Consider the following 14,698-nt stretch of genomic DNA (forward strand, 5'->3'; position numbering starts at 1 on the left):
CACCGATTTTTGCCAGGGGGATAACCACCGCACAGTTAATTTTTTATAATATAATAAAGTTAAAGACCGTTTACAGTTTAAAAACTCGGCCATGCCCTCAATTGCCCGGAAAAACCTGTTTGAAGACCTGCCGCGCTTCCTCGTTGCTCAAGCGGGCATCATGTTTGCTGTTAGCTTAATTACCATTCAAACCGGAATCTTGCAAGGAGTGATTCGCTCGATCTCCCTCTTGATTGACTATTCAAAAGCCGATATCTGGGTCGGTTCCCAAAACACTGCCTCTTTAGAATTGACCTTGCAAATTCCATACAAACGCTTTATCCAAGCCCAAGAAGTTGAAGGAGTCGAGTTAGCAGAACCCGTAATTTTCAACGGGGGAAGTTGGCGATCTTTTTCCGGGCAAATCAATCATGTCCGAGTGATTGGCTTTAATCCTGATAGCCAACTCTTTGTACCTGGTGAAATTAGCAGAGGAAATCTGAGTTCCCTCAAAGAACCTTATACCTTCTTTATTGATGAAAAAAACAAGGATTCCCTGAATGTTGAATGGATTGGCGATCGGGTAGAAATGGGAATTTTTCAAGCCAAACTGGTGGGCTTGACCAGAAACACCCAATCAACCATCTCCAGTCCCTTTGTGTTCACCTCCTTAGAGAATGCCTCAGCGATCGTCACTTCGCCAATGACCGAAGAACCATCCAAATTATTGGCACCGAATCCAGAATCCTTAGAAACCGACGATCTGATTACTTATGTCTTAATTCGAGCCAAACCCGGTCAAGACTTGGAAGCACTCAAGCAAAGACTAGAAAAAGCTTTACCATACAGTCGAGCATTTACCAAAGCAGAATTTTCCGAAATGACTCGCACCTACTGGCAAAAGCGCACCGGCATCGGCTTTGTCTTGGGACTGGGGGCCTGCGTTGGTGTAGTGGTGGGCATCGTGGTGGTGGGACAAATCCTTTATTCTTCCGTATCTGACCACCTCAAAGAATTTGGCACTCTCAAAGCAATGGGTGCGTCTAACTACTTGATCTATAGCGTCATTATTGAACAATCCCTGTGGATGGCGGTGCTGGGTTATATTCCCGGTATGGCCCTTTGTTTTGGGGTCAAAGCTTGGGCATTCGCCGCCCAAGGACTGGTGATTTTAATTACCCCGACCACCGCTGCAAGTGTTTTTGGCATCACCGTGTTGATGTGCGTTGGTTCCGCTTTGTTTGCCATTCAAAAAGTCAATCGTGTGGATCCGGCAATTGTGTTTAAAGCTTAACCAGCAATGATTTTGGTGACAAATCTCACGGATCAAGTATTTTCTCTGATGAAAAATGTTCATAGTGATAAACACCTTTCTTGATCGAAAGCTACAAGAAAGCGAACCGCCCAAAGCATTATCATATTGGTAATTGGCATTGGCACAAGATTATCCGTTCACTTTGGTGCTTCCTCACACCACTGGCCGTACTACCTTTACAACTAAAAATAAATTCGGCATGATTGCTTCTTCTATTACCATTGATCAGTCTTATCGCAATATACTCATTCCAGTGGCTGAAGCTACCAAGGAAATGGCAACTGCGAAAACAGTTGCCCTGAAAGCCCGGGGTGTCAAAATGGTGTACGAATCTGGTTTAGGCTACTATGAAGCCCTTAAGGGAGTAGACCTGGATGTGCATCATGGTGATATTGAGCTATTAATGGGTCCTTCTGGTTCAGGGAAAACCACCCTACTCTCAATTTTGGCAGGCTTGTTGACTCCCTCAGTGGGACAAGTCACTATCCTCGGACAAGATATTACCCGAATGTCTCGGGCGAAACTTTCTAAGTTTCGCCGGGACAACATTGGTTTTATTTTTCAGGGGTTTAACTTATTTCCCGCCCTTACTGCGGCTGAGAATGTGGAAATGGCATTAAAGGTGAAAGGAATTCGTGGGCGCCCAGCCCGATCGCAAGCGGAAAACTTACTGGAACAAGTCGGGTTAGCGGATAAAGCCAAACTCCGCCCCAGGGATCTCTCTGGGGGACAAAAACAACGGGTGGCGATCGCCCGTGCTCTAGCGGGACATCCTCAAATAATTATGGCCGATGAACCCACCGCTGCCCTCGACTCCCACAGTGGTCATGCCGTCATTGAACTTTTGCGTAAACTCGCCAAAGAAGAAGGTTGCACAGTGCTGATGGTGACTCACGACCCTCGGATCCTTGATGTGGCCGATCGCATTCTCTATCTGGAAGATGGCATCTTAACCCCCCAAAGTCCTCGATAGTCTGACAAAAAAACCCGGTTTCTCAAATCTCTAACCCTGACAAGAAACCGGGTTTCTTGTTCTGGTTAGGTGAACATAATTAATTGCACTTTTCTTTCCCCGCCGTAAATCCTTGGATTCCCGCATATAGGAAGGATGCATAGGAGAGAGATTCGTAGGAGAGAGAAGAGAGAATATCTTTACTATGCATCTCTTTACTCTTTCCTCTTTTCTTATAATGGGGTCTGTGGTGAATTTATTTCTGCCCGTAAACTTATATTGGACTTAAACAAATTTAAAGCCCAAACAAAGCCCAAACTCCCTTTATAAGCTGCGAATACGTCTCAATTTTGGTGCTGCCAATTGACAAATCGACATGATATCGGTCTTCAAATAAAAAAAGCTTCTTGAAAGTCACGAACGCCGAAATATTTATGAAATTAAAATACATCTTATGTCAAGATATAATTTAGCATTTAAATCACCACAAAGTTACTATAATATTTTGAAAAATAGTCAATTAACTTAGCAAAAAGCTAATCTACAAAATTCCCTAGTTTTCACTTCTTGGGCAAATAGCTGCTGGGCTTTGGCTAGAACCCCAGGGAAAGCGGCTTTTACCTGGAGATGCTTCACCACCCATTGGGGGTGGTTTGGTCGTTGGGTATCCGCAGCGAGATAGGTTTGACCAAAGCCGCCTTTGCCCAATGGTTGTAAGATTTGATAGCGTCCTTTAAGGAGTTGGCCCTGGATTTGATTGCTTCTGTGGTGGAATATATTTCAATTTTAGATAAGGGAACCGGGAATTAGACTCAGAAACCGAGCTTCTTTTCCCCATTTTGGCTTTGAAGCAAAAATTGGAGGCAGAAACCCGGTTTCTTAAAGACGGGCTAAAAATGGCTAAAAATGCTAAAAAAACAGATCCAAGGGCGCCGAGTGCGGTAGTCTAGATCGAGTGACTTTATTTAAAATTTGGCGATATTTTAATGACTTCTACCGTGGTAAACCCCTCTCATACCGTGCGTCTTGGTTCCCGAAAAAGCCAACTGGCTTTGGTGCAAACTGAGTGGGTGCAAGCAGAACTACAAAAACATTACCCCAACAGCACATTTGAAATCCACAAGATGAGTACCCAAGGAGACAAGATTTTAGATGTGCCTTTGGCCAAAATTGGGGATAAGGGTCTGTTCACCAAAGAATTGGAAGTGGGGATGCTGAACAAGGAGACGGACTTAGCGGTTCATTCCTTGAAAGACCTGCCCACCAATTTGCCCGAAGGATTGGTGCTCGGCTGTATTACGGAAAGAGAAAATCCAGCGGATGCCTTGGTTCTGCACCAAAACTATAAAGATAAGCAACTGGATACTTTGCCCCCTGGGGCGGTGGTGGGTACTTCATCTCTGCGTCGTTTGGCCCAGTTACGTCACCATTTTCCCCATCTAGAGTTTAAGGATATTCGGGGAAATCTGAATACTCGCTTGGCTAAGCTAGATGCGGGTGAGTATGATGCCTTGATTTTGGCGGTGGCGGGTTTACACCGTTTGGGAATGGGCGATCGCATCGATCAAGTGATTCCCCCAGAAATCAGTCTGCACGCAGTAGGTCAAGGAGCTTTGGGAATTGAATGTCGCGATGGGGATACGGAAATTCTCGAAATTATTAAAGTGTTGGAACATGAACCTACCAAGTATCGCTGTTTGGCGGAACGCGCTTTTCTGCGGACTCTGGAAGGGGGATGTCAAGTTCCCATTGGCGTGAATACAGTCATTGAAGGCGATCAACTAACTTTAACTGGGATGGTTGCCAGTTTAGATGGCAAACGTTTAGTTAAAGATACAGTGGTTGGGGCGGCGACTGAAGCGGAACAACTGGGAATTGAATTGGCTGAAGAGTTAAAAAATCAAGGCGCCCAAGATATTTTAAACGAGATTTTTGCTCAAATTCAGCGTAGTTAAAGCAGGCACAAGAGCCTATCAATTGATAGTTGATAATTGATAATTATCAACTATCAATTATCAATAAAAACATAACTGCTACCCCGGATCGGGGTGATTTGACAGAGGTTAATTAACGGCAAAAGTGTAATTTCGCAGTAAGATAGTTATATAGGAGTTACGCAGTAGAAGCCTATAACCTTTGTGTGATTCGCCAACTCCATCAAACCGCCGATCCAGAAAACATTCAGAAAATAGGCAGAATCTCTACAAACTCAATATAGAGTCCAATAGACTCCAATCTGGCAACTGGGTAATTTCTAGTAATTTCTATAGTTGTTACAAAAAGTTTATAGGAGCCCATTATGCCTGTATCCGTGCAATTTATAGATGGGATCAACGAACAAGTGAGTGGAATTAGCCTACGCCGTCGGCGAGACAGTGGCACCAACTTGGTTGTTTTATTGTTTGAGGACTTAGAGGCATTAAAAGGAGGACGGAGTTTTACTAATAAAATTGATACCTTGTCTTTACGGGATCAAGAAGGGGAAATTAAAGTTATCCCCAGTGGCATGAAGTTCTTTTTTGCCGATGACGAGCATGATTTAGCCAAAGCCGAATGTTCTTTTGAACTGAGGACACAAGCGGAATTGGAGCGAGTGATGCGATTTTTACATCGCTATGCTGATGCATATGGCTTTGAATTTCAGTCAAATTAAACAACTGCCTCGATAAACAACTGCCTCGATAAACAACTGCCTCGATAAACAACTGCCTCGATTTCTCCTCTCTGGTATGAGAGAGAACCGAGGCAGTGTCGGTAAAGCGATCGCCAAGGATCGCCCTGACAAATCATGCCTTCAAAATCAGTCATTGCCTACAATTTATCCAGCAATCACTGAAGCATGGGGACGAGCAAAAATCATCCGACCGGCAGAAGTTTGTAAAGCTGATGTCACCACCACTCGCATCATCGCACCGATATGAGTTTCCGCTTCTTCCACCACCACCATCGTGCCATCTTCTAAATAGCCGACCCCTTGGGCAGCTTCTTTCCCTTCCTTGAGAATTTTTAACTCTAAAGTATCTCCAGGCAGATACACTGGACGCACCGCTTGAGTCAAGTCATTAATATTCAAGACCGGCACCTTTTGTAAAGCGGCTACTTTGCTCAAGTTGTAGTCATTGGTTAACAAAATGGCATTAATTTCTTGAGCTAAACGCACCAACTTAGCATCCACCGTATGAATATCTTCGTAGTCAGCAGGGTGAATCACAATGCGATCGGGGTAATTTTCCTGCATTTGATTCAGAATATCCAATCCTCTGCGGCCACGAACTCGTTTTTGATCGTTGGAGGCATCCGCGACTAACTGCAATTCTTGTAAAACAAATTGGGGAACGAGAATTTGCCCTTCCAGAAACCCAGTTTCCAGCAAAGATTCTACCCGACCATCAATAATACAGCTTGTATCCAAAATTTTGGTTTGGGCGGGTTTCAAGGTGCCTTCGGCGACTAACATCATTTCGACGGAATTGGGATTAATCAGTCTTAAGAAAGCCCGACCGTGGCTGTCAGCGAGGGAAACCCCGGTAAAAGCAAAGAGGATACTGCCTAAAACGGCGGTCAGGGGTTTAATAAAGCCAAATTCTCCGGGAATGGGCAGTAAAAACAGGGGGGCTAACATTAAGTTGGCCACCAGAAGTCCGATCACTAAACCGATCGCCCGCGTGATCAGCATATCAATGGGCATATGGCGGACTTTGACTTCCAGCCGTCGGTAGTTAATTTGCATGAATAAACCGACGCCAAATCCAATTAAAGCGCCAAATCCAGCGGTTACAGATCGCAACCCTTCCAGACTTGTCACTTGATTAGTAGCACTACTGGGCAGCATATCGATTCCGTAAAAACCGATGCCCACCCCTGTTAAGATGAATGAGATCACGATAATTGCATCAAGCATTGTTCCTAAATCCTTTTAGAGATCAATTTAACGGTTGACTGATTAACGGTTGACGGGCAATTCCTCCGCAAGTATTGCCCAGGAATTGAATCCGATTTTTGGGATAATTCTACAATTCCTCTATTATACTCTTAAGTTTTTCCAGATTCCTCAGCAGTGGATACTCATTAAAGTTACAAAACTTACCAGAGATCGTGAATCAGGCCAATGGGTGATTCGTTAGCAGCGATCGCCTCTTAAAAAAACATCACCAAATTAGAAAAACCATGAATTTCAATGAGAATGAGCAACCGAAATCCGTTTATATTCACATACCCTTTTGTCGTCGTCGCTGCTTTTATTGTGATTTTCCGATCTTTGTCATCGGCGATCGCCAACAAGGGGAGAATTCTAGCACGATCCAGAAATATATAGAAACGTTGATTCAAGAGATCGAGATGACTCCCGGTGGCGGTCAACCCTTGGAAACAGTTTTTTTTGGCGGGGGTACTCCTTCTCTGCTTTCAGTTCATCAGTTAAACCAAATTATGGAAATTCTCGATCGCCGGTTTGGTATCAGCGCCAGTCCAGAAATCTCCATCGAAATGGATCCAGGAACCTTTGACTTAGAAAAGTTGTATGGTTACGTCCAAGGGGGAATTAATCGCGTTAGTTTAGGCATCCAAGCATTTCAAGACGAATTACTAAGTATGTGTGGGCGATCGCACAGTTCTAAAGACATTTTTACAGCCATCGACCTGCTGTACCAAGTAGGGGTTTCCGACTTCAGCATCGATCTGATCTCTGGACTGCCCCATCAAACCCTAGATCAATGGCAAAACTCCCTAGAAACCGCCGTCATGCTGACACCTAGCCACATTTCTAGTTACGACTTAATCATCGAACCAGGGACGGCTTTTCATCGCTACTACAAGCCTGGAGTTCCTCCCTTTCCCGACGATCAAAGCACTGCGGATATGTACCGTCTAGCGGTGCAAATTTTAACCGATGCGGGTTATCAACACTATGAAGTCTCCAACTATGCCTTCCCCGGACATCAATGTCGGCATAATCGAGTTTATTGGGAAAACCTGCCTTACTACGGTTTTGGCATGGGTGCCACCAGCTATGTCCAAGGACAAAGGTTTACCAGACCCCGGAAAATCGCTGAATATTACCAATGGGTCGAACAATCGATCGCCGCAGGGGGAAAAATTGATTGCCCAAAAACTCTGGAAAGCGAACGCTTGCTAGAAACTATCATGCTGGGATTGCGTTTAACTGATGGCATAAATTGTGCCACCCTGGTCGAACGGTTTGGTGACAATGTACTTCAGCGAATTTGGCCAAGTTTACACCAATACCACCGTCAAGGATGGGTAGAAATCCTCACCTCTGAAGGAATACCGATCCCCTTATCCCCGGAATCCCCATTACCCCCAAGCAGTCGCATCCGACTCACGGATCCCGAAGGATTTTTATTCTCCAATACGATTTTGGCGACCCTGTTTCAACAACTAGAATAATCAGGGGCGATCGGCGTGACTCAACTTACAGAAAATCAATGATTTCGATCGCCATAAAACGGTGATTTCACCATTGGCGATCGAGGTGAAATTGACCCGCTGGCCTGCTTGTGTAAACTTTTCTTAAAGTTGACCCAAATTTAAGGGTTTTTTGTAAAGATTTGCGAATTACTGCATCCACCCGACCGGACTCACCCGATCCATTGAATACAATAAAAGAAGTCACTAAAAGAAGTCACTTTTTGATTGTTAAGGAGGGGGGAAGATGGTGGACTTTACCGTAGCAATTCCGACTTATAACGGCGAAACTCGATTACCTGATGTACTGGAACGACTGCGATCGCAAGTTGAGACTGAATCATTTACCTGGGAAATTTTAGTCATTGATAACAACAGCTGCGATCGCACCGCTCAGGTAATTCGCGAATATCAAACCCAGTGGCCTTCATGGTGCCCATTAATCTATTACTTTTGTCCCGAACAAGGGGCAGCATTTGCACGCCAAAAAGCCGTAGAAAAAGCCAAAGGAAAACTCATCGGATTTCTCGATGATGATAATCTCCCGGAAAAAAACTGGGTAGCTGCTGCTTATGAATTCGGCCAAAACCATCCCCAACTTGGCGCTTATGGCAGCCAAATTCATGGGTATTTTTTTGAAGCCAATACCCCAGAAGAAATGCCGAAAAATTTTAAAGAAATTGCTAGTTTTTTAGCCATTGTCGAAAGAGGAAATACACCCCATTTATATAATCCATACCATAAAATACTACCCCCAGGGGCAGGGTTAGTGGTAAGAAAAGATGTTTGGTTAAAAAGCGTACCCAATCGGTTATTTTTAAATCATCAAGGCAAAGAAGCTGGTATGGCCAGTGAAGATTTAGAAGCGTTATTGCATATTCAAAAAGCCGGGTGGGAAATTTGGTATAACCCAGAAATGATTGTATATCATAAAATTCCTAATAATCGCTTAAAAGCCGATTATTTACGGCTACTTACTCGCTGTGTCGGCTTAAGCAGACATAGACTACGTATGATGACCCTAGAAACTTGGCAAATACCTTTAGCCTTTCCTGCATATTTGGCTAACGATCTGCGTCGATTAGTTCTTCATTTAATTAAACATGGTCTGAACGTAAAAAAAGATCCCGTTGCGGCCTCCCAAAGAGAATTTCTCGTCAGTACCCTGGTGAGTCCTTTATTTTTATGGAAGAAAAAACAGAGCAAAAAGATTCCCAGGGAAATCTTCAGTCAATCTTTACAAAAAACCGAACAAATTCTCAATCAAATTGCTCAAGGATTTGAACAAGATCGCTTTTGTCTTTATGCTCAAGAAATTCAGCCGATTAGCCCCTTTAATTCCTCAAACCAACATACAGAAATTCTCTTAAGACTAAAAGACGAACTCGATCGCATTCTCCTGCCGAGTGAATTTATGCCGATCGCCCAACATTATAAATTGATGCCCACCATTGACCGCTGGGTCGTTCGCCAAATTTTTAGGGAAATTGCCGGGGAAAGTCTCGACCCCAGTTTATCTTTATATGAAATCAATGTTTCCATAGAAACGGTGAAAGATCCTAATTTTATCAATTTTCTTCACCGTGAATTTAGAGAGTATGAAATTACGCCAGAAATGATATCCTTTGCGATTTCAGAAACTTGTGCGATTGCTAATTTAGAAACAATAATTAAATTTATTAACTACATCAAAAAAATCGGCAGTCAACTCACCTTAGATCATGTGGGCAGGGGAAATATTTCTCCTAAATATATCAAAAAAATGCCAGTAGATTACTTGAAAATTGATGGTAAATTCTTCAGCCAGCGGGCGTCAAATCGGCCAAGCATTGATAAAATTTATCAGATCAATGATTTAGGTCATCAACTTGGCATGAAAACAATTGCCGAAGCCGTAGAAAACCAAGAAATTTTTGAACAAATGAAATCCATAGGAGTCGATTACGTCCAAGGGTATGGCATTGCCCCAACCCACCCCTTAATCACTTACAGTCATCGGCAATCTCTCCTCAGTTAGAACCTTAACAGGACGCAGCAGCACAAACCCCTGTAACTCCTAACTTGCTTTGGGTTGCTTTGGGTTGCTTTGGGTTGCTTTGGGTTGGTTTGGGTTGGTTTGGGTTGGTTTGGTTTGGTTTGGTTTGGTTTGGGTTGGTTTGGGTTGCTTTGGGTTTCCTCCAGTCGATCATGTTAAGTTTTGTAAGATTTTGTGGCAGCCTCAGCCCCAGATCAAAAATCTATGTTATAGTAGAGTCTCAGAGTAAAATTCGGTTGCAGCGTTTGTTTGTAGTATTAATAGGTATGTCCTTTTTAGTATTGGCAGGCTTCTCTCCGAAAACTCAAACACTACACTTTTTTTGATGTCGGAGAGGATCCTATGTCTATTTACGTTGGTAATCTTTCATACCAAGTTACCCAAGACGACTTGAATGAGGTTTTTGCTGAATATGGAACCGTTAAGCGAGTTCAACTCCCCACGGATCGTGAGACTGGAAAGATGCGGGGTTTTGGATTTGTCGAATTGGACACCGAAGCGCAAGAACAAGCCGCCATTGATGCCCTCGATGGTGCCGAGTGGATGGGTCGTGATATTAAAGTCAACAAAGCCAAGCCTCGGGAAAGTGGGGGAAATCGGGGTGGCAGCTTCAAAGGCGGCGGCAACGGCGGCGGCGGCGGTCGTCGTGGTGGCGGCGGCGGCGGCTACAGTCGTAACCGCTTCTAAGCTTTTCATGGTAGTCTTTCAAATCAATTGATTTGACTGAATTTGATATAACAAAGACCCAAGTCTTGATGCTTGGGTTTTTTTGGCTTGGCGATCGCCAAACCCAAAAAACAAAACCCGACTTCCGGCACGAAATCGGGTTGGCGATCGCCAAGGGATTGCCCATGGGAAATTATTGTTCGCCGGTAATACTCCAGGCGCCATCCCAATCATCAGCGGGAGGATTTTTGATCAACTTTTGGCACCGTTGCAACAGCAACCCAGCCGCTTGATCGTGGGCATTTATTTTTCTAACTCTGGCAAACTCACCCATCGCATTGGCAAACTGACGGTTCAAATAAAACTCACGACCTTTATGATACAGTTCGAGAATCTGCTCCTGATCCGAAGACAAGGGGTCAGAACGTAGTCCCAAAATTTCATAAATAGGTACTGGGGTCTTATTATTCCGCATCCGAATCACATCCAGTTCTCTCACCCAGACGCGATCGGCACATTTTTCATAAGTATTTTTACTCAGTACGATATCGCAACCATACTGCTTACTCAGACCTTCTAAATAATAAGCAATACTGACCCCTTCACCAATGGCGGTGAATTCCATTCGTTTAGTGGAACCCTTTTGACCACTTAAAATCAGATCGGAATTAATCCCAATGCCAATTTTAATCGCTGGTTTATTTTCCGTTTGCCGCCGCTGATTAAAATCCGCCAAACGCTTGCACATTTGCATTGCGGTTTGAACTGCCAGCCATGCATGATTCTCCACGGCAATTGACGAACTAAACACAGCGACAATTGAATTTCTAATTCCCGCTAATTCTATTTGTTGGTCTAGATTTTGTTTATATTCATACACCGCATTAATCATTAACTGAAAATATTCATCAAGCAGATTGGCTACCTCTGATGACTCAAAATTTTGAATCAAATATTTGTAACCATAAATATCAGAAAACAAAATCGAGCATTCCTTGATTTCGCACCCCAATTTATCAGCATCAAGAGCGGTTTCTTGGGGAATGCCGGACGGGAAAACATTAACTGACTGGCTATCTACTACCATTGTTCTGTGAAAAAAATCGACTTTTTACCTTGGTTGTAGGGATGGCCTGGAAGTAATTTTTTCAGATCGGGAAAGGTGGATCTGCTAGATGCCAATAGACAGCCGGCAGCGCCAATCCACATACTCCTAACTCAAACCCTAAGATAAGGTCATCCCAACTACCATACTATTTTTCTGTGAGCTTCCAAACACCATCCCAGTTGTCTGCGGGCGGATTTTCGATGAAATGTAAACACCGATCGATATGCAAATTGGCGGCTTTGTTATCTTTATCAATTTCAATCACTTTACCAAACCTAGACATTGCCAGTTCAAACTCGCGATTTAGGTAATATTCGCGACCTTGGTGGTAAGCGTCGATCAACTCCTTCTGTTTTGGATCGATTTCTTGCGCCAGAGGGCCATCTTTAAGGCCGACTAACTCATAAATTCTCACTGGCTCAGTTTTACCTTTAACCGTAATAAAGTCGAGTTCCCGAACCCAAACACGATCTTTACAGGCTTCGTAAGTTTTTTCACTGATCACGATCACGCAGCCGTACATTTTGCTGGTGCCTTCCAAACGAGAGGCTAAGTTTACCCCGTCCCCAATGGAGGTTAATTCCATCCGTTTGCTGGAGCCAATATTACCACTGACCACGGCATCGGAATGAAGCCCAATGCCAATAGAGAGAGTTTTCTTCCCTTCCGCTTGGCGCTTTTTGTTAAACACTTTTAAGCGTTGTCCCATTTCCACAGCGGTTTGCACCGCACACCATTCGTGGTCAGCCAAGGGTAACGGGGAACCAAACACGGCCATAATTGCGTCCCCAATGTATTTGTCCAGGGTGCCTTTGTATTTAAAGACCGCATCCACCATTGACTCAAAATACTCGTTGAGCATGGCCACCACTTCTTCCGGTTCCATCCCTTCTGTGAGAGTGGTGTAGCTGCGAATATCCGAGAACAGCACCGAGACTTCTTTCTTCTTGCCACCCAGACCCGTATCGCCACTTTGGAGTAATGCTTCGGCCACTTCCTGGGTCATGTAACGATACATGGTACTCTTGAGCCGTTTTTCATCACTGATGTCATCCATGACCACCAGAGCCCCATAGACATTTGTGGGATCTTTGGCGTCGGAGATCGAATTAATGGACAAATTAATACTATGCTCTTCCTCTGAATTATGGGAGAGCAGGGTTTGTTCGGGATAGTATTGATTGCGGGCTTTTTCGTCTGTCCCCGCCAAAGCTTGTTCAAACCATTTGGCAAACTGATCTTCTTGTTGCAGCTTGACGACGTTGCAGATGTGCTGCTCTTCTAAGCGATCGTCTTTGCCAAAACCAAGCAATTGTTTAGCGGTTTGATTGGCAGCAATAATAATTCCATTTTTATTGGTAGAAATCACCCCATTGCTGAGACTGCGGAGAATATCCCGTTGCAGTTGTTCTTGTTGTCTAACGGTGGCAAATAGTTTGGCATTTTGCAACGCCACCCCTGCTTGGGTGTTAAACGCTTCCATGAATTCCTGGTCAGAACGACTAAAAGACGCTTTCCAGAATTCTGGCGCTTCCGGCCAAGTGGTCGGATCGTACGGAGGATGTTCGTTATATTTCTTTTTGTTCACCAATTGAGTTACGCCAATCAACTCGCCATCGGAGTTAAATACTGGCATACAGAGTAAGCTGCACGTCCGATATTTAGTTTTTTGGTCGGTTTGTTTGGAGGTTTCTGACCCAGGATGGGCATATAAGTCAAAGGAAATGTTCAAAGGCTTGCCGGACGTGGCCACTTGACCAGCAAAACCAGCATTTCGGGGAATCCTAACTTCTTGTATTACTCCATCGATAGGGATTTTTGTCCAGAGCTCATTTTTTTCTTCGTCGATCAACCAGAGGGTTGAGCGATCGGCGTTCATCAGCTTTTTGGCTTCATCCATGACCCGTTTCAGGGTATCTTCCAGGTCTAAGCTACTCTTACTCAGAGATTGAGTTGCCGACATCAGGGCAGCGGCAGCCCGTTGCCGCTGCGAGGCTTTGCGGAAAGACCGAGAAGATTCCAGGATCATCAATACCGATGGGGCGAATTCTTGGAAAACTTTCTCATCTTCTTCGGTAAAGCCTCTGGTATCGATGCGATCGCTTAGTGGCTGTTCGGGATCGTGAACTTTTTTTAACTTGTTCATCAACTGCACCACAGCCACCAACTCTTCCGGTTTGTTGTCCTCTTGTTTTTTTAACAAGGGCATACAGAGCATGGTGTAGGTGCGGTATTTAGTCTGTTTGTAGGTTTTTTTGGATTGCGCCGATCGCGCATCATCAAAAAAGTCAAAGGGTATATTCACCACTTTCTTAAAGGTGGCCACTTCCCCGGCAATCCCTTGATCTGCCGGAATGCGAATCTCTAAGGAGTCTCCCGTGTCTCCTTTGGCGACAATTGACCAGAGTTCGTTTTTATCTTCATCTAATAAAAAAATCGTGGTGCGATCTGCTCCGAGTAATTCCCCTGTTTTTAAGGTGATGGAACGCAACATTTCATTCAGTATGGAGTCAAACCCCTGGGCGTCTAAGAGACTGTCCAACATGGACAGGGTTTGATTCACCACCTCTAGTTTTGTCTCAACGTCGCTGACAACTTGTTTAAAGTTTTCTTTGTTCAGAGGGGCGAGAAACGACTTAAAGGTTCCCTGGGTAGTTACTAGGGCATTACTACTCGTAGGTGCAGCTTGTTCCTCGGCAGGCTGTGCAAATGCGGGTGCTTTTTCTGATGCTGGTTTTTGCTCAATGTTTTTGCCGTCATTTTCGAGGTTGACAACAGTGGCATCAATGGTGACGGTATGTGTACTGTTTTCCATATTACTGTTGTGAATACGGCGATTCGGAGATGCATCTGTCATAGGGCTTTAGACCTAGAATCGTCAAAGGGTTTTTCAAGGTAGTTTTTAATTAGCAAGCCTTGATTGACTGACTTTAAAGGATCCAACCTAGTTAGATCAAGTGCTAGATAATCTATTGGTACAATTCTTAAAGTTGTCAATGTTTCCAGAGCCTACCAGATGCATTGTATTGGTTTTTAGCATGCATATATGTCAGACGACCAGCTTGCCAGTTCCAGTTGTTTGGTTTCTCTGAGTCAAAGGTACGGGCGCGCCCAACCGGGCGACAGGAGTCGCCTTTTTTTCGGGGGTGGCAATTTGCTATTTTTCTCTGACCTCTTCGTACCTCTTCGTACCTCTTCGTACCTCTTCGTACCTCTTCG

The 14,698-nt window shown here is 44.2% G+C and carries 13 protein-coding genes; 7 read left to right on the top strand and 6 right to left on the bottom strand.

All coding sequences use genetic code 11. The annotated features are described in order from the left end of the window. Positions 1-91: 91 nt before the first annotated feature. Both AM228_RS19400 and AM228_RS19405 read left to right on the top strand, forming a co-directional pair. On the top strand, positions 92-1,273 hold the full coding sequence (locus tag AM228_RS19400; RefSeq protein WP_054468313.1) for an ABC transporter permease: 1,182 nt from the start codon (positions 92-94) through the stop codon (positions 1,271-1,273). Between the two features lie 295 nt (positions 1,274-1,568). Then, complete coding sequence (locus AM228_RS19405; protein ID WP_082348962.1) at positions 1,569-2,267, top strand: ABC transporter ATP-binding protein; 699 nt, start codon at positions 1,569-1,571, stop codon at positions 2,265-2,267. 504 nt (positions 2,268-2,771) lie between these two features. Here the strand turns inward: AM228_RS19405 and AM228_RS19410 are convergent. Then, positions 2,772-2,954 carry a hypothetical protein gene (locus AM228_RS19410; RefSeq protein WP_054468315.1) on the bottom strand — a complete coding sequence of 61 codons (183 nt, stop codon included), beginning with the start codon at positions 2,952-2,954 and terminating at the stop codon, positions 2,772-2,774. Positions 2,955-3,232: 278 nt separating this feature from the next. On the opposite strand from AM228_RS19410, the gene hemC reads away from it, so the two are divergent. Both hemC and psb28 read left to right on the top strand, forming a co-directional pair. Continuing rightward, positions 3,233-4,201, top strand: a complete 969-nt coding sequence (gene hemC, locus AM228_RS19415; RefSeq protein ID WP_054468317.1) for a hydroxymethylbilane synthase — start codon at positions 3,233-3,235, stop codon at positions 4,199-4,201. Positions 4,202-4,545: 344 nt separating this feature from the next. Then, the gene (gene psb28 / locus AM228_RS19420) at positions 4,546-4,899 is read left to right on the top strand and encodes a photosystem II reaction center protein Psb28 (protein ID WP_054468319.1); all 354 of its coding nucleotides are present in this window, start codon (positions 4,546-4,548) and stop codon (positions 4,897-4,899) included. Here the strand turns inward: psb28 and AM228_RS33080 are convergent. Then, positions 4,896-5,054 carry a hypothetical protein gene (locus AM228_RS33080; protein WP_156331910.1) on the bottom strand — a complete coding sequence of 53 codons (159 nt, stop codon included), beginning with the start codon at positions 5,052-5,054 and terminating at the stop codon, positions 4,896-4,898. The two genes, psb28 and AM228_RS33080, sit on opposite strands and share 4 nt — an antisense overlap. Before the next feature lie 10 nt (positions 5,055-5,064). Beyond that, positions 5,065-6,147 carry a PIN/TRAM domain-containing protein gene (locus AM228_RS19425; protein WP_054468321.1) on the bottom strand — a complete coding sequence of 361 codons (1,083 nt, stop codon included), beginning with the start codon at positions 6,145-6,147 and terminating at the stop codon, positions 5,065-5,067. A 266-nt stretch (positions 6,148-6,413) separates the two neighbouring features. On the opposite strand from AM228_RS19425, the gene hemW reads away from it, so the two are divergent. After that, complete coding sequence (gene hemW / locus AM228_RS19430; protein WP_054468323.1) at positions 6,414-7,652, top strand: radical SAM family heme chaperone HemW; 1,239 nt, start codon at positions 6,414-6,416, stop codon at positions 7,650-7,652. A 67-nt stretch (positions 7,653-7,719) separates the two neighbouring features. Here hemW and AM228_RS35470 read toward each other — a convergent pair whose 3' ends face one another. After that, complete coding sequence (locus tag AM228_RS35470) at positions 7,720-7,878, bottom strand: hypothetical protein (RefSeq protein WP_231636870.1); 159 nt, start codon at positions 7,876-7,878, stop codon at positions 7,720-7,722. A gap of 39 nt (positions 7,879-7,917) precedes the next feature. On the opposite strand from AM228_RS35470, the gene hpsE reads away from it, so the two are divergent. Together hpsE and AM228_RS19440 are read left to right on the top strand one after the other, a co-directional pair. Next, positions 7,918-9,687, top strand: a complete 1,770-nt coding sequence (hpsE, locus tag AM228_RS36885; RefSeq protein ID WP_072160854.1) for a hormogonium polysaccharide biosynthesis glycosyltransferase HpsE — start codon at positions 7,918-7,920, stop codon at positions 9,685-9,687. Between the two features lie 360 nt (positions 9,688-10,047). Continuing rightward, positions 10,048-10,392, top strand: a complete 345-nt coding sequence (locus AM228_RS19440) for an RNA-binding protein (RefSeq protein WP_054468325.1) — start codon at positions 10,048-10,050, stop codon at positions 10,390-10,392. A gap of 172 nt (positions 10,393-10,564) precedes the next feature. Here the strand turns inward: AM228_RS19440 and AM228_RS19450 are convergent, their stop codons facing one another. Both AM228_RS19450 and AM228_RS19455 read right to left on the bottom strand, forming a co-directional pair. Beyond that, positions 10,565-11,458 carry an adenylate/guanylate cyclase domain-containing protein gene (locus AM228_RS19450; protein WP_082348957.1) on the bottom strand — a complete coding sequence of 298 codons (894 nt, stop codon included), beginning with the start codon at positions 11,456-11,458 and terminating at the stop codon, positions 10,565-10,567. Positions 11,459-11,624: 166 nt separating this feature from the next. Then, a complete protein-coding gene (locus AM228_RS19455; RefSeq protein WP_054468329.1) occupies positions 11,625-14,336 on the bottom strand; it encodes an adenylate/guanylate cyclase domain-containing protein in 2,712 nt (903 codons plus the stop codon). Positions 14,337-14,698: the final 362 nt, after the last annotated feature.

This window comes from Planktothricoides sp. SR001 (genome assembly GCF_001276715.1).
Lineage (GTDB): Bacteria > Cyanobacteriota > Cyanobacteriia > Cyanobacteriales > Laspinemataceae > Planktothricoides > Planktothricoides raciborskii.